The organism is Capilliphycus salinus ALCB114379, assembly GCF_047276495.1.
GTDB lineage: Bacteria > Cyanobacteriota > Cyanobacteriia > Cyanobacteriales > Microcoleaceae > Capilliphycus > Capilliphycus salinus.
Genome location: NZ_CP178543.1, coordinates 7,281,902 through 7,308,363 on the forward strand (window position 1 = coordinate 7,281,902; position 26,462 = coordinate 7,308,363).

Consider the following 26,462-nt stretch of genomic DNA (forward strand, 5'->3'; position numbering starts at 1 on the left):
CAAAACCCCCAAAGACAGGAGTTAAGCGACTATCGGTAACTTCAGATTCTAAAGATTCGGGAATTTAGGTTAAACTAAATAAGCGTGACTAGGGTTTAGTCATCTGTTTCACCCGTAAATAGCAGGGAGCGAACTCAGTTAACTCTGTCGATAAATTGACTGGCTAAAAACCATCAATTACTGCTATCCTAGCTAACGGGTAACTGATACCTGTTATCTGATTTGTGATCAATGAGTCAGCAAAAGTCCAGACGCCGACGAGGGGTAATTTTAACAGCAGTTGGCTTGAAGCGGTTAAACACAGCTATTCAAGAGGCTGAGGTGTGGGAAAATGACGGAGAACGTTACACCTTAGAAAGCCTTTCTTATCGAATTGGTATCGATGCAAAAACCGTTTCTAAGGTTTTGGATGGTCAAATTGCTATCGATAAAAGAACGCTACAACGTTGCTTTTCTAGCTTTAATTTAGAACTCGATGAAGCCGACTATACAAAGCCTACACCAACCAAGCTAAAACGTCAACCCTTCCCCTCTCCCGCTTCAATTTTGACTCCTCAATCTAATCGGATTTTACCGGAAAATAACAAAACAAAAATAGATTGGGGTGAAGCGATAGATGTTTCTAATTTTCACGGACGCCAGGAAGAATTAAACACGTTAAAACAGTGGATTGAAATTGATCGCTGTCGGGTGATTGCAATTTTAGCAATGGGAGGAGCGGGAAAAACAGCGCTTTCGGTAAAATTAGCCGAACAATTACAAAATCAGTTTGATGCGGTAATTTGGCGAAGTCTGAGAAATGCACCGCCTCTATCTTTTATTGTAGACGATTTTCTGCAAATTTTATCGGGAGAAACCGACAAAAAATCTTTACTCATTCGTTCTCATTTTTCCGAGGAAAGTTACAGTTTTTCGAGCCAAATTTCTCAACTTTTAGAACAACTTCGTTCTCAACGATGTCTGCTAATTTTAGATAACTGGGAAACCCTACTTCGCAGCAGTGCGGGAACGTCGCGGGATATGGTCGGAGTTCACCGAGAAGGGTGGGAAAACTACGGGGAATTATTGCGTTTATTGGGAGAAACAAATCATCAAAGTTGTTTGCTATTAACCTCCCGAGAAAAACCCGCAGCTATCGCAACTTTAGAAGGAGAATATTTACCCATTCGCACGCTACAACTGACGGGTTTACCCTCAGAAACCGCCCGAGAAATTCTCACCGCCAAAGGGTTAAAAGGACAAACAGAAGATTATCACCGTTTAATTGAACGTTATCAAGGAAATCCTTTGGCTTTGAAAATTGTTTCTACAGCCATTCAAGATACTTTCGCCGGAGAGATTCAAGAATTTCTAACTCATAAAACCATTGTTTTTAACGGAATTAGAACCCTCATCGACCAACATTTTCAACGCCTGTCAAACCTGGAAAAAGAGTTAATCTACTGGCTGGCTATTAACCGCGAACCCATATCTTTATCAACCTTACAATCCGATTTAATTTTCCCGGTTTCGACGAAAAAACTATTAGAAGTGTTAGAATCTTTGCAGCGACGTTCCCTTTTAGAAACTCAACTGGCGGGTTCTTCTTCCAACCGCAAATTAACTCAATTTACCCTACAACCGGTAATTATGGAGTATGTCACAGATCGCCTCGTTGAACAAGTCGCCGAAGAAATAATTAATCAAAACTGTCATTTATTTAGAACTCATGCGTTAATACAAGCCACCGCAAAAGATTATGTTCGAGAAACTCAAATTAAACTGATTCTCGTTCCGTTAATAGCCGAACTTCTGACCCATTTAAGAACTCAAACCGCCATTATCGAACACCTCGATAAACTCCTCAAACAAGAACAGGAAAAACCCTTAAAAGAACCCGGATACATAGCCGGAAATATTCTCAATCTTTTTTGTAATTTTCAAATCGACTTAACCCAATATGACTTTTCTAATCTTACCATTTGGCAAGCCTATCTGCAAAATACACGCTTAACTGATGTTAATTTTAGCGGATCAGATTTGAGCCGTTCTGTATTAGCAAAAACCTTTGCACCCATTACAACAATTGCTTTAAACTCAGATGGGTTAATCTTAGCAACCGGTCATTTAGATGGCGAAGTTTATCTGTACAAACTCGAAACCGATCATAATTTATCTGTGGGGTTAAACTTTCACACCCAACAGGGAATCGTTTGGTCAGTTGCAGTTAGTCCGAATGGTAAAATATTGGCAACCGCAGGGGAAGACTTTACAATAAAACTCTGGGATATCAAAACAGGTGAATGTCTAAAAATCCTCAACCAACATACAAACTGTGTCCGAAGTGTTGCGTTTACAAATTCGGGAAAATTTATGATTAGTGGAAGTGAAGATCGAACCCTTCGCATTTGGGATCTAAAAACCGGAAATTGTGTTAAAGTTCTCGAAGGACATCAACAACAAATTTGGACGTTAGCCATTCATCCCAACGATGATTATATAATCAGTGGAAGTGATGATTGTACTCTCAAACTTTGGGGTATCAAAACCGGAGAATGTTTAAAGACATTTCACGGACATACAGATTGGATCAGATCGGTGGTTTGGAGTCCAGAACGTCAACGCATCGCCAGTGGAAGTATCGATAAAACCGTGAAGTTATGGGATGTCAAAACGGGCGAATGTTTGCAAACCTTTCGGGGTCATAAAAACGGTATTTTTTCGGTAATTTTTATCGATGAAAATCAGTTGGCAAGTACGGGTTTAGATGGTACAATTAAACTGTGGAATATCAAATCCGGTCGCTGTCGTCGCACGTTATCCAGTCATCGAAATTTAATCGCTCACATCGCTTTTAGTTCCCCCGAAAAAGTGTTAATTAGCGCCGCCGAAGACCAAACCGTAAAACTCTGGGATATTACCACAGGTTCCTGTATTCGGGTGGTACAAGCGAGGGTAAATTGGTTTTCTTCCGTTGCGTTTAGTTGCGATGGAAAAATACTCGCCAGTGGAAGCGAAGATCGGGGGGTGAGACTTTGGGATCTAAAAACTGGAAAATGTCAACCGCTTTGGGGACATACAGATATTGTTTATACGGTGGCGTTTCATCCCCACTTTACCCCTGAAAATAGCGGAATTTTAGCCAGCGGAAGCGGCGATAAAACCATTCGTTTATGGGATGTAAAAACCGGAGACTGTAAAACCGTATTGCGGGGTCATCAGTCAACGGTAATGACGGTTAAATTTAGTCCCGATGGGAAAATATTGGCGAGTGGAGGATGGGATGAAACGGTGAAACTTTGGGATGTAGAAACCGGTCAACTGCTGCGAAATATTGCGGCGCATTTTGTGGCTTCCGTGGCGTTTAGTTTGGACGGGAAAAAATTGGCGATCGCCGCTTTTGATAATATTTTAAAAATCTATAATGTAGAAACCGGAGAATGCGATCGGTGTCTATCTGGACATAGCAGTTGGCTGTTAGGGGTGGCGTTTAGTCCCTGCGGTCGTTGGTTGGCGAGTTGTGGTTTAGATCGCACTATTCGCATCTGGGATATTACCACCGGAAACTGTCATTTAGTCTTATCAGGACACACAGAATGGGTCTGGGAAGTTGCTTTTAATAATGATAGTCGTTTGTTAGCGAGTGCGAGTAGCGATCGCACGATTAAAATATGGGATATTACAACAGGAAACTGTCTAAAAACCCTGGATGAACACGAATTTTGGGTGATGTCTGTGGCGTTTCATCCTCATGCAAATTCCGAGTTTAACGCGCCAGAAATTATCGCCAGCGGCGCTGCGGATCAAACCATTAAACTTTGGGATATATCAACGGGAAACTGTTTGCAAACCTTGAAAGCCGACCGTCTTTATGAAGGAATGAATATTAGCAACGTTACGGGAATTACAGACGGTCAAAAAGCGGCGTTAAAGGTGTTGGGTGCGGTGTTTAGCGAAGAATAGCGGGAATTAAAAACCCGGTTTTTGTTCACATTCCCCAAAAATGAAATTGAGAGCCGACAATAACCTATCTATATCTGAAATTGTATAATATCGGGTTTCTTTTGTAAAGAGGTTGTTATTAAGTTTGCCAAATTCCCAAATTTTCCCGTTAGACACCACTCCAAAAAGAGTTTGACTCGGTTGATTGTTAATTTTTTCAACCGCAACCATTTCCGCCAAACATTGACCCCATCCTTTGATAAAGTCATCTTTTTTGGCTTCAACAACTAAAAAATAAGGCTTTTCAAAGACTTGCTTTCCCAAAGCCGATCTTTGGGCTAAAATATAATCGGGAATTCCCGAAAGTTTTTGATCATAAATAATTGCCTTATGACTCCACAACGTAAACGAATCTCGGTAACTCCGATAAACTTCTTTTAAAATCGGAAAAATAATCATTTCACACACCGCATATTCCGAGTCTTCAAAAGAAAATTCTCTTAAAGAAAACTCTAAATCCTCCCTAAATTCAGCACGAATGGTAATTTCAGATTCAACAATAAATTCTGCTTCGGTTGCAGTAATCTGAAACTCTTGCAAAACTTCACCAATATTTTTATAAGAATCAAAGGACATCAAAACATCTCCTCTAATACCATGTCCAGTTGATTAATTTTGTTGGTGCGGGCGGGTTTTTAAAATTTAGTAATGGGTGTCAGAGAGGGTCTAGAACCCGCCCCTACATAATTAGAATCGATTAATCGGACATGATATAACTAAAGTTTTCCCATCAAACCAAAGGTAACAAAATCTCAAATTCCGTACCCAGACCCGGTTCAGATTGCATCAAGAATTGACCCCCATGTTTGGCGGTAACAATTTGATAACTTTGCGCCAAACTGGTTTCCTTCTTAATCCGTTTTTCAGTTGAAAAAGATTCAATAATCTTTTGTTGTTCATCCAAAGACATTCCCGGGCCATTATCGGCAATTCGTATCGAAACCCAACGTTGAGGAGTTCTTTCTGAACTCAATTTTGTTTTCGGCGATCGCACTTCCGTTGTAATTTCTATCGTCGGTTTTGGCTCTAGATTTTGGCTCTTATTCCCTCGATATTTACGCGCCCATTCCTGACTGTAAGCCTGACTGATCAACGCATCAATCGCATTGATCAAAATATTCATAAAAACCTGATTAAGCTGACCAATATAGCAACTCACCGGCGGAATATGATCGTAATTTTTAATCACCCGAATCTCCGTCGAAATCCTACTTTTGAGCAGCAACAAAATACTCTCTAAATTCGTATGAATATCCGCCGGTTTCGGATGAACCTCATCAATGTAGCAAAAATTTTGTAAGCTGGTCGCCAAAACTTTTAACCGTTCCGCTCCGGCTTGAATACTCTTGACAATTTGAGGAATATCCTGTTTAATATACTCAAACTCAATTTCTTCTTTGAGTTCCTGAATCTCTAAAGGCATCCTAGAAAAATGCGCTTCATAAGCCGAAATTAACTCAATCAAACTCTCACTATAATTCGAGAGATGGGATAAATTTCCCCAAATAAAACCCACCGGATCTAAAATTTCGTGGGCGACCCCATCAACCAACCGCCCCAAACTCGCCATCTTCTCAATTTGTATAATTTGAGTTTGCATTCGTTCATAACGAACTTGAGTTTCAATGCCGCGAATTTGCCAGTTGGCAAGATATAATTCGTGAACATCCAACAGTCGATAAGGTAAACTCGCAGAGGAAGAAGACTGAGGATCAATTTCCACCAAAATGGGGTCGCCCCGAAATTCCGGTAATCGTCGGAGCGCCTGTTGCGCGGCACTCACAATCGGTGTATCCTCCGATAAAATCAGCGGTGATGTCCGGGCATAGCTGTAAAGAATATGCAGAGGTTGCTGCAAAAACAGCTTCATCGCGTGAGGACGGATGAGAAATTCTAACAATTGGCGTCGGGAAATCATCCCCAAAAATTGCGAATTTTCCGACGGTGAGTCCTCCACCAAAATCACTCCCGGAACCAAAGGATAGCGCTCAAAAACTTGAGCCAGAACAGTTCCCAGACAACTTCGCGACATCTGAAACTCATAGAGAGACAGATCTCCCAAAGTTGATGCTAAACCCAGATCGAAAATGCTCCCCTCCATTAAGCGGGGAGGAGAGACTTGATCATTACGTTCGTCTAGCACGGCGCGTTACACCAGTCAGCTACATATATAGACTAGCACTTCTCAGCAGTAGCCATTGAGTTATTAACCCCGACTAGGAACCCGCAGGTAAAGACACGGGGGGTAAAGGTTTCACGGGGGGTCTAGACGAAGGAGGATGTCCGTTTGGGTGAGTTTCGGAACGTTCATCGGAAATCAAAAGTTCGCGAATTAACCGTGCTGCGGTCCTTTGAGCCAACTCACCCGCCACCTGTTGACCCAGTTGACGAACTTCCGGCTTGGCCAACAAATCGGGAACTTTCTGCACAAAAACCATCGGATCAAAGCCCTGGGTTTCTTGCAAAATCGCTACAATTCGCTGAAGATGTTCTAAATCCTTCTGATTTTGATTCGATGACGCTACAGGTTTGGTTCCATTCGAGGAAGGTTGTTTAACCCCCATCCATTCCGCAACCTTCAGTTGGGCTTTGGTCAAAACATTGCGGGAGGCGACATCAATATTCTTAACAATTTCATTGGCTAATTTTTCCCGAATAAACGCCCCCCGTTCCGAGAATAAAAAGTCTAAAGTCTGATCGAGAACTTGATTAATATCATAGTCATCGCTATTGCGAGCATTTTTAAGCAGGTTTTCTAAACGGTTCCAACGCAAAGAACCATCTTTAAACAACAAATCTTTTAAAGAAGCGCGCAGTTGAGGAGACGGGTCAGTTAACAGCCGTTTCGCCACGTAGGGATAAGCTTTACTGAGTACCTTAAAGTTGGGATCGACGTTAATTGCAATTCCTTCTAACGTCACCAACGAGCGGATAATTAAAGCGTAATAAGCCGGTACCCGGAAAGGATATTCATACATCAACGCCGAGAGTTTATCGGTAATGCTTTTAAAATTCAGTTCCGCAACACTGGCGCCGAGCGCATCATTAAAAACAGAACCCAAAGCGGGAATAATAGGCGTTAGGTCAGTCTCGGGCGTTAAAAATTCGAGTTTGACATAATCATGGGCTAACCCCTCAAAATCTCGGTTCACCAAATGCACCACCGCTTCGAGTAAACCGTAGCGTTGATAGGGTTTAACTTCGCTCATCATCCCAAAATCGAGATAAACCAACTTACCATCGGGACTGGCGAGCAAGTTACCGGGGTGAGGGTCTGCGTGGAAAAATCCATGTTCGAGTAATTGACGCAGAGAACATTGTACCCCCACTTCAATTAGATAGCGAGCATCAATTCCTTTGGCTTGGATTTCATCTAAATTGGTTAATTTTGTTCCGTTCACCCACTCCATTGTTAATACCCGTCTTCCGGTGTATTCCCAGTAGATTTTAGGAACATGAATATCGGCTAAATGACCGTAGAGTTCTTTGAAGCGCTCGGCGTTACGACCCTCGTGGGTGTAATCCATTTCTTCAAAAATTCGATACCCAAATTCATCCATAATGGCGACTAAATCGCTGCGAATTTGAGTAATATTTTTTTGCGCCCAAATTGCCAGAGTTCGCAGTAGGTGAATATCGAGGGCAATTGATTCGGATAAACCGGGACGTTGCACTTTAACGGCTACGGTTTCTCCGGTTTTCAGTTTTCCTTTGTAAACTTGTCCCAAAGAAGCGGCAGCTAAGGGATTGGGAGAAAGTTCGGCGTAGATTTGTTCCGGTTTTCCTCCTAATTCTTCTTCGATAAAGCCATAAGCAACTTCATTAGAAAAAGGGGGAAGTTGGTCTTGGAGTTTCGTTAATTCTTCTAAATAAGTAGGAGGAACTAAATCCGGTCGTGTGGATAAAGCCTGTCCGACTTTGATAAATGCCGGGCCGAGTTGAGTTAGGGTGACGCGGAGTTGGGTTGCTCGTTTACCCTCATTTTTCTGCACACATCCCCTTTTCTTATCGAGCCATATCCCCAAGGCGAGTGAGACAAATTTCCAGACGATTGTGAATAGTCGTCCCCAGACTTTTAAAAAGCGCGATCGATAATAATCGGCAATGGCAACCGGATCGTAACGCAGGGAAACATGGGGCGAATGAGAGGAGGGTGAAGATTCCGGTTCCCCACTGGGGGGAGTTTCTTCAACGGTTACAAGTTGCGATTGCACATCGACCGTATTCGATGTAACCGGAACAACGGGATCGAGTTCTGTGGCTCTCATAGGAGTTGGGGCTTGTGAATCAACCAAGGGCAAAGTCGGTGATACCGTCTTGATATCCATAAAGTACAGGATTTAGTCTGAGCAGTATTGTTAACTATTGTAACAACATTGGCTCATGCACTTTCAATATCACTTTTGATATCGTCTGGATTCGTCTTCATCAGGCGATTACAAATATCATTGAGATGTTGTCGGCTATTGGCCGGGAGTCGGGGTTGAGGCATCTCCGAGTTCGGCCAGTGGGGTAAATCAAAGCAAGGACAACAGCTAGGGGGCATCCCCCGGGTCGGGAACGGGATCGGCATCGCACAGCGAGCGCATTCTTCAATTTCCCAATTAGAACTCAACAGTTCATTAATGGAGACATCCGTTCCTTCCAGATAGCAGTCCCCCGACTCCGGAGAGAGGATTTCTTGCCAGCATTTTTCAAACTCCCGGCTGTAGTGATCTCCCTCAAATAAGGGTTGAGGTAACAGATCTTGATCTCCATTACGAAGCACTACTTTTTTACCGAGTTGTAACCAGTATGCTAGATATTGTTTAACTAGACGATATGAAGCCATAGGTGTTTTTTTAGAGAGTGAACTTTCAGTTGACACAATTGACCGACTAAGCAGCCATCAGATTTGAGGTTTTCCCATTCTCTATATTGTATCGAGAATTTTATCTTCTGAGACGGTTATATTCTAGAGTTAATCTAAAGTTTCTTGCCGGGACTCGAAAATCTGTAGCCCCACTGAGTTGGGGAAGTTTAGGAGAATAATCAGCCCGGATTTCCGTAAAATATAGCCGGGAATCCGCATGAAACCGAATCCCGCTCATCCCCTTCAACTTATTATTAATTCCAACGGTTTTGCGGACAATAGGAGTTGAATCAACTTTAATAAAACTGCAAAATACTTTTGCATTTATTTATAATCTTAAACCCAAACTTAATCCGTACAATCCGACCGAAGATAGAAAAATTAATCATTCTATAGAAATAATTACAGTGGAAAAGAAGCCCCGAAAAACAGTCAAAAAGCTCTGCAAAAAATCAGCCATTCAAAAGGAGTAAGCCTCCCACAAGGCGGGCTGAGGACAGTCCGGCCGGCGACGATTGCCTCGAAAACAAGCAGACTAACTTCAGGGGGCTGGATCTTCCCCTCAACATCCTGGAGATAGCCCCCAAATCAAGCTCAAACCGATCAACAGTTGAGCTAAAATCCTAAAAAGATCTTGACGCTCCCTAGCTCTGTGCGAGTAGTATGGGATAAGAACAAATTTGCAACTCGTGGAGTCAACAATCACGACTTCTGAGGTAGCTGGTTGACTGCATGAGTGCAGACGGGTGTCATTCATTTGCCAGGAGAGGTCCTCCTGAAAGTTAAGTCTCAGTAGAGATGATTCGATAATCAATTCTTTGTTTAGTTGTCAATTAGTCAGGAGAAATACGATAAATGCAGCACCGAGGTGTAACAGTGTGGTTCACAGGGTTGAGTGGTGCCGGAAAAACCACAATCACTCGTGCAATCGCTGAAGAATTACGCGCCCAAGGATGCAAACTCGAAATCTTAGACGGCGATATTGTCCGCGAAAACCTAACCAAAGGCTTGGGTTTTAGTAAAGAAGATCGTGATATCAACATTCGTCGGATCGGATTTGTTTCTCATCTTCTCACCCGTAACGGCGTTATTGTATTAGTTTCGGCAATTTCTCCTTATCGCGCAGTTCGAGAAGAAGTTCGTCAAATGGTTGGAGACTTCGTAGAAGTATTTGTAAACGCTCCGTTGGCAACTTGCGAAGAACGGGATGTTAAAGGCTTATACAAACGAGCCAGAGCCGGTGAAATCAAACAGTTTACGGGCATTGACGACCCCTATGAACCCCCGGCCAACCCTGAAGTTGAATGCCGCACCGACCTCGAAGAATTATCCGAGAGTGTTGCTAAGGTGATGAACAAATTGGAGGAGTTGGGTTACATTTCCACCAAGGTTGCCGTTTAACCCCTTCCTGAAAACCCTATAAAAACCCAAACGATTTCTGCGCGACACCCAAACCTGTAACTTAAGGTTTAAGGTAAGAGTGTCGCGTTGATTCGTGTTTTTTTTTGATAGATGAGGCTAAAACAGCTTTATGAACATCTTGAGCGCTAACAAACCCTATCGTCAGTTGAGGCTGTGGCTGGCCGCAACCGTTTTAACCGTCTCCTTGGCTTTAACGGGATGCTCCCAACTGGGACAGTCCGGCAACGTTGGCCCCGATTTTGAACGGCGGGTCATTCAAGTCATTCGCGATAACCCGGAAGCGATTTTGGAGTCGGTACAGGCCTACCAGGAGCGCCAGCAGCAAGATCTGCAAAGTTCCCGGCAGACTTTCCTCGAACAGATGAAAACCGATCCGGCTGCCATTATTGGCAGTTCTCCGACCACTGGCGCGTCGGACCGGGAAATTGTCCTGTTAGAATTTTCCGACTTTCAATGTCCCTTTTGCGCTCGCGCCCATCAAACCGTCAAGCAGTTTATGGACAAGCACGGCGATCGCGTCACCCTGGTTTACAAACACCTTCCCCTCAGCCAAATTCATCCCGAAGCAATTCCGTCGGCGAAGGCGTCATGGGCCGCCCAACAGCAGGGCAAATTCTGGGAATACCAGGACGCTTTATTTGCCCAACAAAAACAACTCGGCGAAGACCTTTACATCGCGATCGCCAAAAATTTAAACCTCGACTTAGAACAGTTTAATCGCGATCGCGAAAGTGCGGCCGCAGAAGCCGCCATCCAAAAAGATCTCGAACTGGCCCAGGGTTTGGGACTGTCGGGAACGCCCTTTTTTGTGATGAACGGCGAAACCTTCTCCGGGGCGGTTGAACTCTCAAAAATGGAAGAAGTTTTGGCTCAGGTCAGTTCTCAATCTTAAATTTTCAAAGTTCAGTCTGAGTCGGCTTCGGTGAGGTTTGGCTCAGGCTAAAACCATAGCCCTTTTCAGACCTCATAAAATATCATAAAATGTCATAAATCTTTGAGAAAATGCGCCGATTTCGGTTTACAATTTGGGGTGGTTTCGCCAATCTAAAGTTGTTCAATTCATCTACTCATGTTTCCCCGTTTATTGGCCTTCCCCGCTTTGGCAACGCTGACAACCCTCTGGGGTGCAGTTCCCCCAACCGCTACGGCACAGATTGTTCCCGATCGCACCTTGGGTAACGAAAATTCGGTGGTTGTTCCCAATCAGAATATTCGCGGAATTGATAGCGATCGCATTGATGGGGGAGCGGTTCGAGGTGGTAATTTATTTCATAGTTTTGAAGAATTTAACATAGATGAAGGACGGGGAGCCTACTTTTCTAACCCCGATAATATTATTAATATTCTAACTCGGGTTACAGGGGGAAATCTCTCACAAATTCTGGGAACGTTGGGCGTTTTGGGGGATGCTAATTTCTTTTTAATTAATCCGAACGGGATTGTATTCGGGCCGAACGCTCGGTTAGATGTGGGGGGTTCATTTTTTGCGACGACAGCCGACGGAGTGTTATTTGAAAATGGGTTTGAATTTGCAGCCAGTAACCCGGAAGCGCCGCCATTATTAACGATTAATATGCCCTTGGGATTGAATATTCGAGAAAATCCGGGGACGATTGTTAATCAAACACTCTCACCACTGATTAGCAATATCAACGATCCTCCTCCACCGCCAACTCCTTCTGGATTGTTTGTTCCATCCGATCAGACAATTGCCTTAATTGGAGGTCAAGTTAGATTTGAAAGTGGAGTAATTCTGTCTCCGGGTAGTCGAATAGAAGTCGGTGGATTAGCTGAACCTGGATTCATCGAACTTGATTCAAGTAATCGCCTAACCTTTCCTGCCAATGTGCAAAGATCCGATGTTTTATTTACCGATAATGCTACAATCCGTGCAGACAATAATGTAGGTGGAAGCATTATTTTCAACGCTCGTAATCTAGAAATTTATAACAGTGAAATTGTAACTGGGGTTGAAACGTTCCTTAATTCTCCTGATAGTATGGCTCAAAGCAACTTAAACTCAGAATCATCTCGTTCTGGAGATATAGAAGTCAATGCTACGGAATCTTTGATCGTAGACGGTAGAGGTAGTGGAATCAGAAATATAGTACAGCCTAATTCCGAGGGAAACGCAGGGAATATCAGCATTCAAACTAATCTTTTATCTGCTACAAATGGAGCGCAAGTATCTGCTACAAACTTTGGCAATGGAAACGCAGGGAATTTAACTGTTAACACTCAAAATTTGTCGGTTCGAGATGGGGCACAAATATTAGCAGCCACTTTTGGAAGTGGAAATGCGGGGAATTTAACTATTACTGCTACCGATATTGAAGTCGTTGGTACTTCTGCTGATGGTCAAATTGGTAGCAAGTTGACAGCTTCAGTTGAACAAGGAGCAACAGGAAATGGTGGCACTTTAACGATTAATACTCAAAATCTATCAGTTCGAGATGGGGGACAGATAAATGCTGTAACTTTTGCCAATGGAGATGGGGGAAATTTAATTGTTAGTGCTACCGATATTGAAGTTATTGGTACTTCTGCCGATGGTCAAATTCGCAGTGGTTTGTTTGCTTCCGTTGAACCAGATGCAACAGGAAATAGCAACTCTTTAATCATTGATACTCAACGTTTATCAGTTCGAGATGGAGCATTTGTATCAGCCTCTACTTTTGGTGATGGAAATGCAGGAAATTTAACTGTTACTGCTACTGATATTGAAGTCGTTGGCACTTCTGCTGATGGTCAGTTTTTCAGAGCCTTAAGTGCTTCGGTTGGATCGGAAGCAATCGGAAATAGCAACTCTTTAATCATTGATACTCAACGTTTATCAGTTCGAGATGGAGCATTTGTATCAGCCTCTACTTTTGGTGATGGAAATGCAGGAAATTTAACTGTTACTGCTACTGATATTGAAGTCGTTGGCACTTCTGCTGATGGTCAGTTTTTCAGCGCCTTAAGTGCTTCGGTTGGATCGGAAGCAATCGGAAATGGTGGTACTTTAACCATTGATACTCAAAATCTATCAGTTCGAGAAGGGGCACAAATCTCAACAGATACATTTGGAGAAGGAAATGCGGGTCAGTTATTCATTAGAGCTACAGATTCGGTAGAGGTAACAGGTAATTCTAGTTTTATTACTGCTGATGTCAATTCGGAAGCAACAGGAAATGCAGGAGATTTAACCATCAATACTCAACGTCTGCTGGTTCGAGATGGAGCGCGAGTATCAGCTTCAACTTTTGAAGAAGGAAATGCAGGAAATTTAACCATTAATACTCAACGTCTGCTGGTTGAAGATGGTGGACAAATATCAGCTTCAACTTTTGGCCAAGGAGACGGGGGAAATTTATCGATTATTGCCAATGAAATTGAATTGGTTGGAACTTCTGATGAGAATCAATCTCTCAGTGGTTTATTTGCCCAAACCAATCCAGAGTCAATAGGGAATGCAGGGAATTTAACCATCGATACTCAACGCTTAATAGTTCGAGATGGAGCGCGAGTATCAGCTTCAACTTTTGGAGAAGGAAATGCGGGTCAGTTGTTCATTAGAGCTACAGATTTTGTAGAGGTAACAGGTAATTCCAGCTTTATTACTGCTAATGTCAATTCGGAAGCCACAGGAGACGGAGGAGATTTAACCATTAATACTCAACGTCTATTGGTTGAAGATGGTGGACAAATATCAGCTTCCATTTTTGGCAGTGGAGAGGGGGGAAATTTATCGATTATTGCCAATGAAATTGAATTGGTTGGAACTTCTGATGAGAATCAATCTCTCAGTGGTTTATTTGCCCAAACCAATCCAGAGTCAATAGGGAATGCCGGAAATTTAACCATCGATACTCAACGCTTAGTAGTCCAAGATGGAGCACGAATTTCAACAGATACCTTTGGAGAAGGAAATGCGGGTCAGTTGTTAATTAGAGCTACAGATTTTGTAGAGGTAACAGGTGATTCCAGCTTTATTACTGCTGATGTCAATTCGGAAGCAACAGGAAATGCAGGAGATTTAACCATCAATACTCAACGTCTGCTGGTTCGAGATGGTGGACAAATATCAGCTTCAACTTTTGGAGAAGGAAATGCAGGAAATTTAACCATTAATACTCAACGTCTGCTGGTTGAAGATGGTGGACAAATATCAGCTTCAACTTTTGGCCAAGGAGACGGGGGAAATTTAATTGTTACTGCTACTGATATTGAAGTCGTTGGTACTTCTGCTGATGGTCAATTTCGTAGTGGTTTGTTTGCTTCCGTTGAACCAGATGCAACAGGAAATAGCAACTCTTTAATCATTGATACTCAACGTTTATCAGTTCGAGATGGAGCGCGAGTATCAGCTTCAACTTTTGGAGAAGGAGACGGGGGAAATTTAATTGTTACTGCTACTAATATGGAGTTTGTAGGTCGTTCTACTGATGGTCAGTTTTCCAGTGGTTTAAGAGCTACAGTGGGATCACAAGCAATGGGAAATGCAGGCACTTTAACGATTAATACTCAAAATCTGTCAGTTCGAGAGGGAGCACAAATATTAGCCTCTACTTTCGGTGATGGAAATGTAGGGAGTTTAACTATCACTGCTACAGATGTAGAACTGGTGGGTAGGTCTGCTGATGGTCAGTTTTCTAGTGCCTTGGCAGCTTCAGTAGAACAAGGAGCAACAGGAAATAGTGGCACTTTAAGGATTGATACTCAACGCTTGTCAGTTCGAGAAGGGGCACAAATCTTAGCAGCTACTTTTGGAAGTGGAAATGCGGGGAATTTAACTATCAATGCTACAGATGTGGAACTGGTTGGCAGGTCTGCTGATGGTCAGTTTTCCAGTGCTTTGAGTGCTTCAGTCGAAGAAGGAGCAACAGGAAATGGTAACACTTTAACCATTAATACTCAAAATCTATCAGTTCGAGATGGAGCGCAGGTAACTGCTGTAACATTTGCCGATGGAGATGGGGGAAATTTAATTGTTACTGCTAACGATATCGAAGTCGTTGGTACTTCTGCTGATGGTCAATTTCGTAGTGGTTTGTTTGCTTCCGTTGAACCAGACGCAACAGGAAATAGCAACTCTTTAATCATTGATACTCAACGTTTATCAGTTCGAGATGGAGCATTTGTATCAACCTCTACTTTTAGTGATGGAAATGCAGGAAATTTAACCGTTACTGCTACTGATGTAGAATTGATTGGTACTTCTGCCGATGGTCAGTTTCCTAGTAGCTTAGGAGCTGAAGCCACCTCTGAATCTACAGGTCGAGCAGGTACATTAACTGTTAATGCTGACAATTTAACGGTTCGAGATGGGGCAACAGTTGATGTCCGTTCTGAGAGTTCAGAACCCGCAGGTGATTTAATTATTAATGCTCCGACTATTCTTCTGGATAACGAAGCCAGTCTCAACGCAGAAACTACAGCAGGTCAAGGAGATATTATTCTCAATACATCAGACCTCAGACTTCGCAACAACAGCAATATCACAACCAATGCAACCGGAGAAGCAACCGGAGGTAATATTGAAATTAATACCGATAATTTAATTGCCATTGAAGATAGTGATATTTCCGCCAATGCACAAGCGGCGTTTGGAGGTCAAGTTATTATTAATGCGGATGCGATTTTTGGAACTCAATTCCGTCAACAACCAACAGGTGCAAGTGATATTACGGCTACCTCTGAACTGGGTGCTTCATTTAGCGGAACGGTTGAACTCAACACCGAAATTGACCCCAGTTCGGGATTAATTGAACTGCCTCAAAGCGTTGTTGATCCTGCCGCGTTAATTGCTCAAGACCCCTGTAGACAAAGAGGAGATAGTCAGTTTATTATTACTGGACGCGGTGGTATTGCACCCAACCCTGTTCAAGATTCATCAGCCCTTCCCCGGTTAGTTGAGTTAGAATCTCTCTTAATTGAACCTGTTATTTCTCAACCCAATAATTCTTTCCAAAGTCATCAACAACAAACTCAAAAACGGGATAATAATCCTGATAATTCTCCCGTTGATACTCGAACAATTGTTCCGGCGAGAGGTTGGATTCGCAACGAAAAAGGGGAAGTGATTCTGGTTGGTTACGATCCGACAAAAACGGGGGTTCGGCGACAGCCCGAAAACCTCAACAATTGTCAGCCTTAGAGTCTCCTATTCTTCCAAAGTTTCCCGCAACCAACGGGTCAATTCTGCCAAACTGGAACAATCGAACAGCACCTCCGATAACGCTTCCAACTGTTCCAAAGAAAGCGATTCAATTTGAAAAGGAATTTCGGGATCGAGTTCGCCAAACTTGCGGGTCAGAAGGCGCAAAATTAGCGTTCGCCCTTCCTCTAACCCCTCCTGCAAGCCCTGCAACCATCGGCTTAATTCTGTTAGAGAAGAAAAATCCAGTACGACCTCCGATAAAGCCTTCAACTGTTCCAAAGAAAGCAGTTCAATTTGATAGCCAATTTTGGGCGTCAGACAGCCGAACTTGCGCGTCAGGATGTGCAGAATTAGCGTTCGCGTAGCGTCTCCGCAGGAGAATCGCTCCTCTTCCCGGCGATCGGTTTCCAATCCTTCTTGAGAAACTCCGGTTGGCTGCGGGTCCGCCGGAAATTCCCAGATCCCAACCGTCTCCCGACGACTCAACCGCCGCACTTTGCAAACTTTTTTTTCTCTCGATCGCATTGACTTTATAACCGCCTGTTTCAGTTCGGCTTCGCTGCACCGATACAAATCGCGCAAATAGAAAACTTGCCAAATTTCTAATTTTGGCGTCGTTCTTCCTTTTTCCCAATTCCGAATCGATGATTGCGAGCATTTTAGCAGTTCGGCAACGTCAACAATTCTCAAGCCTGACCGTTTTCTGAGCGTTCTTAAATCAATCATATTTTCAGAAAAAAAATAAGGTTAGTGTCAAGTTTTAACGTTAAGTTTTGACAATTGACATTTGGTATTTGTTCGTTATTTAATAACATAAAAAGGGCGCCGACGACTCTCAACTTTAGAAGTCATCAACGCCCGGACTTATAATGTTTTTGGATGGTTTAATGATGCCACAAAATACCGAAACCTCAAAGCCGGGGGCGATCGCATACCGAGATCGTCTCCAGACCTGGGCGATCGCCCGTTTGCTTCCAAACCTGCAACGAACCATCGTCGGGCGATTTCGCAGTCGTTCCGATGCGGAGGGGCATTTGCAGCGTTTAAAACAGCTTATTCCCGAAGCCTCGTTTATTGTGGTGTTTGATTGTCAAGCGGACACGGTAACAAGTCAAAGCGCCAAACCGAATTAAATCGCGCCGTAGCGAAAACGGGGGGAAAGATGAAGGGATCTTTCCCCTCTCTAAAATTGTCGTGGCGTTGGAGTTTCTCACGACATCAACAACCGACTCAAAATCAATGCGATCGCCAAAGGTAAAGCGATAGAGTCCGAATGGGTCTGGGGTTTTGACTCGGGAACCAGCGATCAAAATTATTGTTGGTATGGTAGGATTAACCCTAGCCGCGATTCATCCTCCTTTCAATCGGAAACAAAGGAAAAGGAACATTCGCAGGTTTTGCTAAAAATCATCCGATCAATGTTGATCAGCAGTGGCGAATCGAGAACCCGTTGAGAGTCTAATTCTCTACTATTTATTTAAGCATTCCGTTGTCAATCCGATGTTTCGGCTCTACTTTCGCGGAAAAGTGCATGGAGCCGAAAAAATACCCCAACAGGGAAAACTAATCGTTGTCAGCAATCACGCCAGCGATTTCGATCCGCCCCTGTTGGCGAGCAATATGCGCCGACCTGTAGCTTTCATGGCGAAAGAAGAACTCTTTCAGGTTCCCGTTTTAAAGGATGCAATTCGCCTGTACGGGGCTTATCCGGTGAAACGGGGTTCGGCTGACCGCAGCGCCATAAGAGCCGCCCTAGCCGCCTTAGAACAGGGCTGGGCGGTGGGTTTGTTTTTAGAAGGAACCCGCACCCGAGATGGTCGCATTCATAGCCCGAAATTGGGGGCGGCGATGATTGCCGCCAAAGCCAACGCCCCGGTTTTACCGGTTTGTTTGTGGGGAACTCAAGCCATTGTCAAGAAAGGTTCTTATCTTCCCAAGCCGGTACCGGTAACGGTTCGTATTGGTGAACTGATCGATCCTCCGGCTTCAACTGGGCGATCCGAACTCGAAGCCCTCACCCAAAAATGTACCGATGCGATTAACGCCATGCACGATCTCGGTCGTTGAAATTAGAAACAACAGCAATGGCAAGATTAAGGTTAAACTGGCAGAACGTCTTTTAAGATAAGAGACTGAAGCGCAGAATTCAGGAAAGATCATGGCGGATTTGAGAGAAAAACTCGCAGAAAATTTAGATGAAGCTCGATGGGAATGGTTGATTCCTCATCACGAGCGGGAAATGGTTGTAGTGGTGAATGAAGAACTGGATTTACTCGATGTCGGCGAGGCGATCGCCAACGATAATGCTTCCTCTGTGCAGCATTGGATCAATCAACAACTGATTTACAAACCTTCTGTACAGCAGGTGAGTGTGTGGAATAATAACCGAGGGCAACGGTTTAATGCGCTGATTGTCGATCCGTTTGTTTTGGTGCAGGAACTCTCAGCTTAGAGGGAGAAAAAATAGGGGAGGGCGAAGTTGAGCCGCAGAGCTAGTTGACCGTCCTCCCCGATAGAAGTTCTCAAGGGATTAATCCTCAATCACCTCTAGTCCACAAACCTCAGCGACTTGTTGGGCTAGACTTTTGTATCTTCTCAGGGAAGATTGAGGAGTATTGAGATCCAAACCGAACCCTTCAACAACTCGTTCAACCAATTTATTTCGCCACTGAGCTTCTATTTCGTAATCTGAACTCAAACTCCCTTCTGACAAGGCTGCCATTAATTTATCCAACATCTGAAATTGTCCCAGCAACCGAGCCGCTCTGGGGACATCACCCGAGTCTACATCAAGGCGATCGAGTTCTCGGAGTACCCGCCGCCATTCAGTTTCAATCAGTTGAGTGATGACAAATCCTGCTCGCGCATATCGTCTATCCACCAACACTTGAAATTCATCGGCCGTCATTGCTTCTATTGCTCCTAACGAGAGGTTCCATACGATCCAAGGTTAATAGACCTTTCTAGGGGTGATGGGTTTTTTTCGGTCAATTTTAGCAATTTGGGGAATTGAACCTCTAGAAGCCGATTTTGAGCGGGCCAAAAATCCAGTTAAATCAGATTGAGATGGGTCAGGCGAGTGGCTAGTTTTGTCGGTAACAGAGAGGAATTGGGTAAAGACTCCCAATGCAGGCGAGTCCCCCGCAGATGAGTAAAATAAATTTCCAAGACATTCAAGCCTCGACGAGCCGAACGGGTGTAGCGAACATTGGGGGTAGAACTGCGGCGAGTACAGCACCACAGGCGGATATTTTCCGGGGTAGATTGAGTATTCGAGTCGGATGAAAAATCGGGTTGCATGGTTTTTGGGGGTTAAGGGTTGTCTATTCCAACATTTATCGAGAAACGAATAGCTAATGCACCGGATCGCCAAGAAAGTCATCGGTACACCGCCGCGATCGGCGGCGGTAAGCTGAACTCGTACCCTGCGTCAGTTTGAGGCAATCGTCAAGATTAATTTTTAATTCCGGTTGCGGCAATACCGCGAATAAATTGGCGCTGACCGAGAAGAAATAAAAGCACAACGGGTAGGGTAGAAATGACCACCGCAGCCATCATTAAAGACCAATTGCTGGTAAATTGTTCTTGAAATTCGGCCAAAGCTAATTGTACAGTTTGCAGTTCGGGGCGGCTGGTAAAAACCAGGGGTTTAAACAGATCGTTCCATTCGCCAATAAAGGTAAACAAAAACAGGGTAACTAATGCGGGTCTGGCACAGGGAATAATTACTTGCCACAAAATCTGCCAGCGGTTCGCCCCATCGAGAGCGGCGGCTTCTTCTAATTCTACGGGAACGCTGAGGAAATATTGACGCAATAGAAAAATGCCAAATCCATTCACGGCCGTCGGTAAAATTAAAGCGCCGTAGGTGTTGATCAGGTGTCCCCACTTGAGAACGAGAAAAATGGGAATCACCAACAATTGAAAGGGGATAATCAGAGAGATTAAAACAATTAATAAAATCAATTGTCGTCCGCGAAATTGTAAACGAGCCAGGGCATAACCGGCTAAAGCGGAGGTGAGAATTTGAAATCCGGTAACGCTGAGGGCGACTAAAGTGGAATTGGCAAAAGCCAAGAGAAAATTACCCCGTTGCCAAGCCTCTTGATAGTTGGCGAGGGTGAAGGCTCCGGGATTCTCGACGGTGCCGGTCCTTGAAAACGAAGTCAACAGCACCACAAATAGGGGGAGTAGTACGGCAATCGCACCAACCAACAGCAAAGCTAAAATTAGCCCTTTGAGAAATTTTGAGGATGAGATTGGATTTTCCATAAGTCTTGTGTGAGGTGTGTGGGCAGAAAAAGTAAGTGAAACTTATATAAACTGCAATTTGCATGAATTTATTGACCAATCTCTCCAGAGAGGGTCACAAAATTAGGCAAATCTTCGCTTAAATAGGTAAAGTAACTATAGGTTCAGTATTTCCTCCTAAGTGGGAAGGGTTCAATGGTCTAACGTTGAGTGTTATTTCAATCCTCTCCTAAGATCGCTTCGGAGATCAATAACAGTCTGGCGTTAGGGGCGAATCACTTCGAGCAACGGGGAAAACCGAACCGTATAAAAACGTATGTTTGCGTTAGACTAAGCGTCTGAGATCAAACCAGATCCCAATCAGGCCCCAACCGTTTACGCGAACTCGGGAATTCTCGATCTCGCGAAAAGGTCAAATCACTCGTAAACTCATTGAACTCATTTGTGATGAGGAGCTAATAAACCTATGCCACAGCTTGAAGCTATTGCAGAAATCGACTTTAACACTGATACTTACAAAGATGCCTACAGCCGAATTAATGCGATTGTGATTGAGGGGGAACAAGTAGCCCACGATAACTACATCAAGCTGGGCGAAATGTTGCCGGAGAACAAAGACGAGTTACTCAGCCTCTCTAAGATGGAAAACCGTCACATGAAAGGATTCCAAGCCTGTGGTCGCAATCTAGAAGTGACTGCGGATATGGACTACGCTCACCAATTTTTTAGCCAGTTGCATCAGAATTTTAAAGATGCAGCCGCCCAAGGAAAGGTGGTCACTTGCTTGGTGATTCAATCTTTGATTATCGAAAGCTTTGCGATCGCGGCTTACAATATCTACATTCCGGTTGCAGACCCCTTTGCTCGCAAGATTACCGAAGGCGTTATCAAAGATGAGTATATGCACCTCAACTTTGGTGAGGAATGGCTGAAGGCTCATTTTGAGGAGTCTAAAGCCGAACTCCAAGAAGCCAACAAGCAAAACTTGCCCCTGGTTTGGAAAATGCTCAACGAAGTTGAGAACGATGCCCACATCCTGGGAATGGAAAAAGATGCTCTGGTGGAAGACTTTATGATTGCTTACGGCGAGGCTCTCAACAATATTGGGTTCAGCAACCGGGAAATTATGCGGATGTCCGCCCACGGTCTGACTGCGGCTTAAATTCATCGCCGGCACGGAACAGTGAACAGTGAGCAGTTTACAGTGACCAGTGACCAGTTATCAGTTATCAGTTTTCTTGGTACTGGTTACTCTAGAACTGTTTACTGTTTTCACTGCACGGTATTTGTTCACTGTTAACTGCACGGTACTTGGTAACTGATCACTGATCGCTGTAAAAACTGGTAACTGATAACTGGTCACTGGTCACTGTAATCCAGCCCTCGGTCAAGTTACAATCTAAAATCTATCTAAAGTGTAGTGATGGACTATGTTTGGTTTAATTGGTCATCTGACAAGTTTGGAACACGCCCAGTTGGTTGCTAAAGACTTGGGTTATCCAGAATATGCCGATCAGGGGTTGGATTTTTGGTGCAGTGCGCCTCCCCAAATTGTGGATGAGATTAAGGTGACAAGCGTTACAGGCCAAGTGATTGAAGGCCGTTATGTTGAATCCTGTTTTCTGCCCGAAATGTTGGCTAGTCGTCGTATTAAAGCCGCGACACGCAAGATCGTTAATGCGATGGCTCATGCTCAAAAACATGGCATTAATATCACCGCCTTGGGCGGGTTTTCTTCGATCATTTTTGAAAATTTTAATTTAGAGAAGATCAAGCAAGTCCGCAATATTAAGCTGGAGTTTGAACGTTTTACAACCGGAAACACTCACACCGCTTATATTATTTGCCGTCAAGTTGAACAAATGGCGCCGAAGTTGGGCATTGACTTATCCAATGCGACGGTTGCGGTTTGTGGCGCTACAGGGGATATTGGCAGTGCGGTCTGTCGTTGGCTCAACCAACGGACTCAGGTGGGCGAATTGTTACTCATTGCTCGCGATCGCGAACGTTTACAAAACCTGCAAGGCGAACTCGGACGGGGTAAAATTTTGGGGCTAGAAGAAGCCCTTCCCCTGGCTGATGTGGTGGTTTGGGTGGCGAGTATGCCCAAAGGGGTGGAGATCGATCCGACGACCTTAAAGCAGCCCTGTTTGCTGATTGATGGCGGTTATCCGAAGAATATGGCGACCAAAATTCAACATCCCGGCGTTCATATTTTGGAAGGCGGTATTGTGGAACATTCTCTTGATATTGACTGGAAAATTATGAAAATTGTCAATATGGAAGTTCCCGCCCGTCAACTGTTTGCCTGTTTTGCTGAATCGATGTTGTTGGAATTTGAAAAAATTTACACCAATTTTTCTTGGGGACGCAATCAAATTACCGTTGACAAAATGGATCTGATTGGTAAAGTTTCCATTAAACATGGATTCAAACCCCTACTGCTTTCCCTGTAACAGGTTTTGTAGGGCCGGGTTCAGTCTAGATGTCTGTTTCTCAAAAATAACTGTTCTAAACCCGCCCCGAAATCGAACAATGGTAGGGGCGGGTTCAGTCTAAATGTCTGTTTCTCAAAAATAACTGTTCTAAACTCGCCCCAAAATCGAACAATGGTAGGGGCGGGTTCTACCCAGATGTATGTTTCTCACAAATAACTCTGCTAAACCCGCCCTCACATCAAAGAAAAGATCGGTTTAACACAATGGTAGGGGCGGGTTCAGTCTAGATGTATGTTTCTCAAAAATAACTGTTCTAAACCCGCCCCGAAATCGAACAATGGTAGGGGCGGGTTCTACCCAGATGTCTGTTTCTGACAAATAACTCTGCTAAACCCACCCCCACATGGGGAAAAGACTAAATCATATGATATCCAATGGATTAATTTTTTTATGGGGGCGGGGCGGGTTTAACTCAATCTCGGAGTGGTTGTCAAGATCGTAGCTGAACCCGCCCCTACATGAGGTTCGGTGTAAAACCGCCTTTACTGTCTCAACTTCTCAGACCAAACGCGAGTGGGTAATCCCCAAACGTAGATAAACCCTTCTGCGGCTTTGTGGTCGAAAGTATCTTCGGCGCCGTAAGTTGCCAAATCCATACTATAGAGAGAATTGGCCGATTTGCGCCCAACAATAACGGCATTGCCTTTAAACAGTTTCACCCGCACGACACCGGTCACTCTTTCTTGAGTTTGCTGAACAAACGCATCGAGCGCCCCTTTCAACGGACTAAACCACAACCCGTTGTAAACCAACTGACTGTAAGTTTCCTCAATTCCTCGCTTATAACGGGTAACATCGTTGGTTAAAGTTAAACTTTCGAGATCCCGATGGGCGTGAATTAACACCGTCATCGCCGGACATTCATAAATCTCGCGAGACTTGATCCCAACCAACCGGTTTTCAATCATGTCAATCCGTCCGACGCCGTGATTACCCGACTTTTCGTTAAGCTTGCTAATCAAAGCCACCCCGTCGAGGTTTTCTCCGTTTAAACTCACCGGAATCCCTTTCTCAAAGCCGATTTCTACATATTCCGGCTCGTTGGGCGTGTCTTCAATGGCTTTGGTGAGGCGGAAAACATCGTTGGGCGGTTCGACCCAAGGATCTTCGAGGGGTCCGGCTTCTATGGCCATCCCCAACAAATTTCGGTCTAAGCTGTAGGGTGAGGACTTTTTCACCGGAAATTCTATTCCGTATTGTTCGCCATAGGCAATGGTTTCTTCCCGACTCATTCCCCATTCTCTAGCGGGAGCGAGGATTTTCAGTTTGGGGTTGAGCGCCCCAATGGACACGTCAAACCGCACCTGATCGTTTCCCTTTCCGGTACAACCGTGAGCGATGGCATCGGCGCCGTATTTTTCGGCCGCTTCGACCAAAATTTGAGCGATCAGCGGACGGGCCAAAGCGGTTGAGAGGGGATAGCGATTTTCATAAAAGGCATTGGCTTGGATGGCGGGAAAGGCAAATTCGTTAACAAATCTCTCCCGGACATCGATGACCAACGACTCCTCGGCCCCAGAATCGAGGGCTTTTTGTTTGATGGGTTCGAGTTCATCTCCCTGTCCCAAGTCGGCGGCGAGGGTGATGACTTGTTGTACTCCAAATTCATTTTTTAAATAAGGAATACAAACGGAGGTATCTACTCCACCGGAATAGGCTAATACTGCTTTCGTAGCGCGACCCATGAGTTGTTGACTCCTAACACAAGTGAAACTTTCATTATCCACTCATTTTTTGCGAGTGGTTGTCAGAGATGATGCAGATTTTGGAAACGCATAGTTTGTCTAGATCCCAATCACAGCTTAAGCGGTTGCAATCAATCCCTTGATTTAGACAAACAAATGGATGTCTAAATATACAATTGCGAGGTAGGCGATCAACCAAATTATTAAGCTTAATTTAATTATCCGATCCTGTAGCACAATCCGATCCGGTTCTTCCCCAATGGCGAGAACTGTCACCATCCATTTATAGTGCATAACGGCATAATAAACAATCGGCACGGTAATCACCAGCGAGGGGTTTTTATCTGAGGCGATGGTAAATAAAGCATAACACATAATGGTCATGGTGGCGGTGCTGTTTAGCAAAGAATCTAGAAAAGGGAGGGTATATTGTTCTAAAACTGGACGCTGTTTATTGGCTTTGCCTCGCTGATAAAAAAGTTGGAGATAATGACGATTAATTAGCGGGGTTTGATGGGGTTCTAATTGAGTTTTTGAATCGGATTTTATCTCGGAATCGAGGGGCTGATTGAGCAGGGCTAAAAGTTCGGCTCGGCGTTTGGCAAATCCTAAAAAGAGAGTGAGAAAAAAGGTACAAAGGGTAATCCAAGCGGTGGGCTGATCTCCCAAGGCATAAATTCCGGCTAAGAGTCGCAAAACAAACCCAAAGGCGATACAACTGACATCAAATAAGGGTTGGTTTTTGAGATGGAGAGAATAGCAGATATTGTTAATAGCATAAAGGGCGATACAGGTTAAGGTTGCCCATCCCAAATGGGAGGCTCCTACTAAAGAAAAGGTTGCTAAAAATAGCCCGATGCAAATGGCGGTTTTAATGCTTATTTTGCCGCTGGCTAAGGGGCGAAATCGTTTTTTGGGATGTCGGCGATCGCGATCAATATCTTGAAGATCATTAAAGATATAAATTGCCGAAGCCATTGCCGAAAATAAAGCAACGGTTAACCCGCTGATAGCGATTGATTGGGGTTCTAATAATCGTTCGCCAAAAATGACGCCAGCCAGACAGAAAAAGTTTTTGGTCCATTGATGGGGACGCAATAAGTTAACAATCTCTAAACCGCTATTTTGTTGAGATTCTAGAGAAGAATCAACATCGGAAATCTCGTTAAGTTTTGGCGGTAAAGAGATTTTTTCTGGGTATGTCTCTTTCATTTTTCAGTCCTCACTCACACCAATAAAAGTTCGTCAAGAAATACGGTCAATCCCGATATTTCTTAGCGTGACATTATTATAATGCCTGCCAGGATCATTCCCAACCCAATCCATTGATTAATTGCCAATCGTTCCCCGAAGAACCAACCCCCTGCCACAGCAATTAAACTAAATCCAATTCCCGCAAAAACCGGATAAGCGGTGGAGACGGGCAATTTTTCTAAGGCTTTGGCGAATAAAATCACGTTAATTCCATAAACGGCTAATCCGGCGATAAACCAGGGAGAAAAGAGTAAACCGAGTAAACTGGAATCTGTGGCGACTAGACGAGATTTTTTTAGGAGTAAACTCCCCATCGAGTTGTTAATCGCTGCTATTAGAACAAAAGCCCAACCGCTAAGATTTAAGTTCATTTTTTT

General features: G+C 44.0%; 20 protein-coding genes. 9 read left to right on the forward strand and 11 right to left on the reverse strand.

What is annotated here, in order from left to right:
- The first annotated feature begins 231 nt into the window (after positions 1–231).
- Positions 232–3,942, forward strand: a complete 3,711-nt coding sequence (locus ACL6C3_RS29635; protein WP_413163626.1) for an NB-ARC domain-containing protein — start codon at positions 232–234, stop codon at positions 3,940–3,942.
- 6 nt (positions 3,943–3,948) lie between these two features.
- On the opposite strand, the gene ACL6C3_RS29640 is transcribed toward ACL6C3_RS29635, so the two are convergent.
- From ACL6C3_RS29640 to ACL6C3_RS29655, 4 genes are all read right to left on the reverse strand, one after another.
- On the reverse strand, positions 3,949–4,557 hold the full coding sequence (locus ACL6C3_RS29640; RefSeq protein WP_413163627.1) for a hypothetical protein: 609 nt from the start codon (positions 4,555–4,557) through the stop codon (positions 3,949–3,951).
- A gap of 154 nt (positions 4,558–4,711) precedes the next feature.
- The gene (locus ACL6C3_RS29645; RefSeq protein WP_413163629.1) at positions 4,712–6,124 is read right to left on the reverse strand and encodes a sensor histidine kinase; all 1,413 of its coding nucleotides are present in this window, start codon (positions 6,122–6,124) and stop codon (positions 4,712–4,714) included.
- A gap of 73 nt (positions 6,125–6,197) precedes the next feature.
- Positions 6,198–8,309, reverse strand: a complete 2,112-nt coding sequence (locus tag ACL6C3_RS29650; RefSeq protein WP_413163630.1) for an ABC1 kinase family protein — start codon at positions 8,307–8,309, stop codon at positions 6,198–6,200.
- Between the two features lie 53 nt (positions 8,310–8,362).
- On the reverse strand, positions 8,363–8,812 hold the full coding sequence (locus ACL6C3_RS29655) for a hypothetical protein (RefSeq protein ID WP_413163632.1): 450 nt from the start codon (positions 8,810–8,812) through the stop codon (positions 8,363–8,365).
- Between the two features lie 876 nt (positions 8,813–9,688).
- On the opposite strand from ACL6C3_RS29655, the gene cysC reads away from it, so the two are divergent.
- The 3 genes from cysC to ACL6C3_RS29670 all read left to right on the forward strand — a co-directional run bounded on the left by cysC (position 9,689) and on the right by ACL6C3_RS29670 (position 16,394).
- Positions 9,689–10,234 carry an adenylyl-sulfate kinase gene (gene cysC / locus ACL6C3_RS29660; protein WP_413163634.1) on the forward strand — a complete coding sequence of 182 codons (546 nt, stop codon included), beginning with the start codon at positions 9,689–9,691 and terminating at the stop codon, positions 10,232–10,234.
- 130 nt (positions 10,235–10,364) lie between these two features.
- Positions 10,365–11,147, forward strand: a complete 783-nt coding sequence (locus ACL6C3_RS29665) for a DsbA family protein (protein WP_413163636.1) — start codon at positions 10,365–10,367, stop codon at positions 11,145–11,147.
- A 177-nt stretch (positions 11,148–11,324) separates the two neighbouring features.
- Positions 11,325–16,394, forward strand: coding sequence for a filamentous hemagglutinin N-terminal domain-containing protein (locus ACL6C3_RS29670; protein WP_413163638.1), 5,070 nt, complete (start codon positions 11,325–11,327; stop codon positions 16,392–16,394).
- Between the two features lie 6 nt (positions 16,395–16,400).
- Here ACL6C3_RS29670 and ACL6C3_RS29675 read toward each other — a convergent pair whose 3' ends face one another.
- Complete coding sequence (locus tag ACL6C3_RS29675) at positions 16,401–17,123, reverse strand: DUF4351 domain-containing protein (protein ID WP_413163640.1); 723 nt, start codon at positions 17,121–17,123, stop codon at positions 16,401–16,403.
- 164 nt (positions 17,124–17,287) lie between these two features.
- Here ACL6C3_RS29675 and ACL6C3_RS29680 point away from each other — a divergent pair, with 164 nt between their 5' ends.
- The 3 genes from ACL6C3_RS29680 (at position 17,288) to ACL6C3_RS29690 (ending at position 18,849) form a co-directional block, all read left to right on the forward strand.
- A complete protein-coding gene (locus ACL6C3_RS29680) occupies positions 17,288–17,530 on the forward strand; it encodes a hypothetical protein (RefSeq protein WP_413168437.1) in 243 nt (80 codons plus the stop codon).
- Between the two features lie 298 nt (positions 17,531–17,828).
- The gene (locus tag ACL6C3_RS29685; protein ID WP_413163642.1) at positions 17,829–18,464 is read left to right on the forward strand and encodes a lysophospholipid acyltransferase family protein; all 636 of its coding nucleotides are present in this window, start codon (positions 17,829–17,831) and stop codon (positions 18,462–18,464) included.
- 91 nt (positions 18,465–18,555) lie between these two features.
- The gene (locus tag ACL6C3_RS29690; protein WP_413163643.1) at positions 18,556–18,849 is read left to right on the forward strand and encodes a DUF2288 domain-containing protein; all 294 of its coding nucleotides are present in this window, start codon (positions 18,556–18,558) and stop codon (positions 18,847–18,849) included.
- Between the two features lie 78 nt (positions 18,850–18,927).
- On the opposite strand, the gene ACL6C3_RS29695 is transcribed toward ACL6C3_RS29690, so the two are convergent.
- From ACL6C3_RS29695 to ACL6C3_RS29705, 3 genes are all read right to left on the reverse strand, one after another.
- Positions 18,928–19,305 (reverse strand): hypothetical protein, encoded by a 378-nt coding sequence (locus tag ACL6C3_RS29695; protein ID WP_413163645.1) that lies wholly within the window; start codon positions 19,303–19,305, stop codon positions 18,928–18,930.
- Between the two features lie 143 nt (positions 19,306–19,448).
- The gene (locus ACL6C3_RS29700; protein WP_413163646.1) at positions 19,449–19,697 is read right to left on the reverse strand and encodes a hypothetical protein; all 249 of its coding nucleotides are present in this window, start codon (positions 19,695–19,697) and stop codon (positions 19,449–19,451) included.
- 153 nt (positions 19,698–19,850) lie between these two features.
- Positions 19,851–20,669, reverse strand: coding sequence for a carbohydrate ABC transporter permease (locus ACL6C3_RS29705; protein WP_413163648.1), 819 nt, complete (start codon positions 20,667–20,669; stop codon positions 19,851–19,853).
- A gap of 445 nt (positions 20,670–21,114) precedes the next feature.
- Here ACL6C3_RS29705 and ACL6C3_RS29710 point away from each other — a divergent pair, with 445 nt between their 5' ends.
- Both ACL6C3_RS29710 and ACL6C3_RS29715 read left to right on the forward strand, forming a co-directional pair.
- Entirely contained in the window at positions 21,115–21,810 is a 696-nt protein-coding gene (locus ACL6C3_RS29710; RefSeq protein ID WP_413163649.1) for an aldehyde oxygenase (deformylating), read from the forward strand.
- 268 nt (positions 21,811–22,078) lie between these two features.
- On the forward strand, positions 22,079–23,104 hold the full coding sequence (locus ACL6C3_RS29715) for a long-chain acyl-[acyl-carrier-protein] reductase (RefSeq protein ID WP_413163651.1): 1,026 nt from the start codon (positions 22,079–22,081) through the stop codon (positions 23,102–23,104).
- 524 nt (positions 23,105–23,628) lie between these two features.
- On the opposite strand, the gene ACL6C3_RS29720 is transcribed toward ACL6C3_RS29715, so the two are convergent.
- From ACL6C3_RS29720 to ACL6C3_RS29730, 3 genes are all read right to left on the reverse strand, one after another.
- Positions 23,629–24,831 carry an argininosuccinate synthase gene (locus tag ACL6C3_RS29720; protein ID WP_413163652.1) on the reverse strand — a complete coding sequence of 401 codons (1,203 nt, stop codon included), beginning with the start codon at positions 24,829–24,831 and terminating at the stop codon, positions 23,629–23,631.
- A 144-nt stretch (positions 24,832–24,975) separates the two neighbouring features.
- Positions 24,976–26,043: a UbiA prenyltransferase family protein gene (locus ACL6C3_RS29725; RefSeq protein ID WP_413163654.1), complete on the reverse strand. Its 1,068-nt coding sequence runs from the start codon at positions 26,041–26,043 to the stop codon at positions 24,976–24,978.
- Between the two features lie 62 nt (positions 26,044–26,105).
- On the reverse strand, positions 26,106–26,456 hold the full coding sequence (locus ACL6C3_RS29730; RefSeq protein ID WP_413163656.1) for a DMT family transporter: 351 nt from the start codon (positions 26,454–26,456) through the stop codon (positions 26,106–26,108).
- Between the last annotated feature and the right edge of the window lie 6 nt (positions 26,457–26,462).

What these genes read in the sequence shown, in the direction of transcription:
- ACL6C3_RS29635 (WP_413163626.1), top strand. Translation starts at nt 232, where the DNA reads ATGAGTCAGCAAAAGTCCAGACGCCGACGAGGGGTAATTTTAACAGCA.
- ACL6C3_RS29640 (WP_413163627.1), bottom strand. Translation starts at nt 4,557, where the DNA reads ATGTCCTTTGATTCTTATAAAAATATTGGTGAAGTTTTGCAAGAGTTT.
- ACL6C3_RS29650 (WP_413163630.1), bottom strand. Translation starts at nt 8,309, where the DNA reads ATGGATATCAAGACGGTATCACCGACTTTGCCCTTGGTTGATTCACAA.
- ACL6C3_RS29655 (WP_413163632.1), bottom strand. Translation starts at nt 8,812, where the DNA reads ATGGCTTCATATCGTCTAGTTAAACAATATCTAGCATACTGGTTACAA.
- cysC (WP_413163634.1), top strand. Translation starts at nt 9,689, where the DNA reads ATGCAGCACCGAGGTGTAACAGTGTGGTTCACAGGGTTGAGTGGTGCC.
- ACL6C3_RS29665 (WP_413163636.1), top strand. Translation starts at nt 10,365, where the DNA reads ATGAACATCTTGAGCGCTAACAAACCCTATCGTCAGTTGAGGCTGTGG.
- ACL6C3_RS29670 (WP_413163638.1), top strand. Translation starts at nt 11,325, where the DNA reads ATGTTTCCCCGTTTATTGGCCTTCCCCGCTTTGGCAACGCTGACAACC.
- ACL6C3_RS29675 (WP_413163640.1), bottom strand. Translation starts at nt 17,123, where the DNA reads ATGATTGATTTAAGAACGCTCAGAAAACGGTCAGGCTTGAGAATTGTT.
- ACL6C3_RS29680 (WP_413168437.1), top strand. Translation starts at nt 17,288, where the DNA reads ATGCCACAAAATACCGAAACCTCAAAGCCGGGGGCGATCGCATACCGA.
- ACL6C3_RS29690 (WP_413163643.1), top strand. Translation starts at nt 18,556, where the DNA reads ATGGCGGATTTGAGAGAAAAACTCGCAGAAAATTTAGATGAAGCTCGA.
- ACL6C3_RS29695 (WP_413163645.1), bottom strand. Translation starts at nt 19,305, where the DNA reads ATGACGGCCGATGAATTTCAAGTGTTGGTGGATAGACGATATGCGCGA.
- ACL6C3_RS29700 (WP_413163646.1), bottom strand. Translation starts at nt 19,697, where the DNA reads ATGCAACCCGATTTTTCATCCGACTCGAATACTCAATCTACCCCGGAA.
- ACL6C3_RS29705 (WP_413163648.1), bottom strand. Translation starts at nt 20,669, where the DNA reads ATGGAAAATCCAATCTCATCCTCAAAATTTCTCAAAGGGCTAATTTTA.
- ACL6C3_RS29710 (WP_413163649.1), top strand. Translation starts at nt 21,115, where the DNA reads ATGCCACAGCTTGAAGCTATTGCAGAAATCGACTTTAACACTGATACT.
- ACL6C3_RS29715 (WP_413163651.1), top strand. Translation starts at nt 22,079, where the DNA reads ATGTTTGGTTTAATTGGTCATCTGACAAGTTTGGAACACGCCCAGTTG.
- ACL6C3_RS29720 (WP_413163652.1), bottom strand. Translation starts at nt 24,831, where the DNA reads ATGGGTCGCGCTACGAAAGCAGTATTAGCCTATTCCGGTGGAGTAGAT.
- ACL6C3_RS29725 (WP_413163654.1), bottom strand. Translation starts at nt 26,043, where the DNA reads ATGAAAGAGACATACCCAGAAAAAATCTCTTTACCGCCAAAACTTAAC.
- ACL6C3_RS29730 (WP_413163656.1), bottom strand. Translation starts at nt 26,456, where the DNA reads ATGAACTTAAATCTTAGCGGTTGGGCTTTTGTTCTAATAGCAGCGATT.